Source organism: Streptomyces sp. NPDC054840, from assembly GCF_053611065.1.
Window position 1 is genome coordinate 1 of the sequence record NZ_JBSGZP010000959.1, and the last position, 2,133, is coordinate 2,133.

General features: G+C 73.3%; 2 protein-coding genes. Both read left to right on the forward strand.

From position 1 onward, the window contains the following. The first annotated feature begins 5 nt into the window (after positions 1 to 5). A complete protein-coding gene (locus ACWGIU_RS36395) occupies positions 6 to 1,256 on the forward strand; it encodes a sensor histidine kinase (RefSeq protein ID WP_453712355.1) in 1,251 nt (416 codons plus the stop codon). Next, positions 1,253 to 1,933, forward strand: coding sequence for a response regulator (locus tag ACWGIU_RS36400; RefSeq protein ID WP_453712354.1), 681 nt, complete (start codon positions 1,253 to 1,255; stop codon positions 1,931 to 1,933). Before ACWGIU_RS36395 ends, ACWGIU_RS36400 begins: the two co-directional genes overlap by 4 nt. Positions 1,934 to 2,133: the final 200 nt, after the last annotated feature.

Below are 2,133 nucleotides of genomic sequence, written 5' to 3' on the forward strand. Positions count from 1 at the left end.
CCCTGGTGCTGCGCACGCCCGCCGGGGCGGCGCAGCCCTTGTTCACGCAGGCGCCCGAGCGGTGGCAGCGGGCGATGCCGTTCGTCGTCGTCGGCATCTTCGTCGTCACCCTGCTGCCGGTGACGATCACGGTGCTGTCCAACGGCTACGGGGCGGGCGGCGGCTGGGCGGGCGCGCTGGGAGTGGCGCAGACCGTGCCACTGCTCCTCGCGTTGACCCGGCCGCTGCACGCCTGGGTCGTCGTCCTGACCGCCGACACCGCCGCCGCCGTCCTGCTGATCGGTGCCGACAAGGTGGCCGGGCATTCCTGGCCGTGGCCGCCGATGACGATCGTGGGCTATCTGGTGCTGATGGCCTGCCTGGGACTGCGCGAGCCCGTCCGGACCCTGGTCGGGGTGTGGCTGGTGACCGGCGTCGTCGGGACGGTACTCGGTTTCTCCCAGCCTGCGGGCGTGATGAACACCAACGCCCTGCTCTTCGTGCTCAGCGGGGTCATGCTGGTCCTGACGGGCGCGCTGCGGGGGCTGGGCGACGCGCAGCAGCGGGTCGCCGAGCAGGAGAGCATCAGCGAGGCGGAGCGGGCCCGGCGGACCCTGCTGGAGGAACGGGCGCGGATCGCGCGCGAGTTGCACGACGTCGTGGCCCACCACATGTCGGTGATCACCGTGCAGGCCGACTCGGCGCCGTACCGGGTGCCGGGAATGCCGGAGCCCGTACGGGAGGAGTTCGCGGCGATCGCGGCGAGCGCGCGGGAATCGCTGGGCGAGATGCGGCGGCTGCTGACGGTGCTGCGCGGCGACGGCGCGGGCGGGGCGGACGGCGCCGAGGGCGAGCGGGCCCCGCAGCCGGGGATCGACCGGCTCCAGCAGCTGGTCGAGGCGACCGTACGGGCCGGGCAGCCGGTGGAGCTGTCACTGGCTGCCGGTGCGGCCGGAGCGGCGCCGCCGGCGGTGGACCTGTCGGCCTACCGGATCGTCCAGGAGGCCCTGGCCAATGTGGTGCGGCACGCGCCCGGTGCCCCCACCCGGGTCTCGGTGACGGTGGACGAGGAGGAGGTCCTCGTGCTGGTGGTCAACGGTCCGGCCCGGAACGCCGTGGTGGAGCTGGAGAGTTCGGGCACGGGACACGGTCTGGTCGGGATGCGTGAGCGCGTACGGTTGACCGGCGGGACGCTCGACACGGGTCCGCTGCCCGACGGCGGCTTCCGGGTCGCCGCCCGGCTGCCCTTGAACCTTCCGACCGAGGACTTGAGTTGACCATCCGCGTGATCATCGTCGACGACCAGGCCATGGTGCGGGCCGGGTTCGCCGCGCTGCTGTCGGCGCAGGCCGACATCGATGTGGTGGGCGAGGCCCCCGACGGACGCGAGGGGGTGCGGGTGTCCCGCTCCACGCACCCCGACGTGGTGCTGATGGACGTGCGGATGCCGGAGATGGACGGGCTCACGGCCGCCCGGGAGATCCTCGATCCCCCGCCGGGGGTGGTGCACCGGCCGAAGGTGCTGATGCTGACCACCTTCGACATCGACGACTACGTGTACGAGGCGCTGCGCGCGGGGGCCTCCGGGTTCCTGCTGAAGGACGCCCCGCCGACGGATCTGATCGCGGCGGTCCGGGTCGTCGCCTCGGGCGAGGCACTGCTGGCGCCGTCGGTGACCCGGCGGCTGATCGCGGACTTCGTCCAGCAGCGCCCGGCGCCGCGCAAGGACCCGGCGCTGCGGCTGAAGGGGCTCACCCCGCGTGAGACCGAGGTGCTGGAGCTCATCGCGCGCGGGCTGTCGAACCAGGAGATCGCGGGGCATCTGGTGCTGGCGGAGCAGACGGTGAAGACGCACATCGGGCGGGTACTGGCCAAGCTCGACCTACGGGACCGGGCGCAGGCCGTGATCTTCGCGTACGAGGCGGGGCTGGTACGGCCGGGTGGCTCCGGCTGAGTCCGCCGGAGCCTGCCGCGAAGTGCCGAGCGCCCGGCCCGACCGGCGGGAGGTCCTCTCGGCCCTGTCGTCGGCATCCCGCCTGAGGCGGACCGCACCCGTGGAGCTAGGTCGTCTCTTTCGGATCTTGCCGGGCCCGCGTTGCCCGGCACCGCACCTCGCCGCGTTGTCAGCGCGCCCGAGTACGTCCAGTACACGGG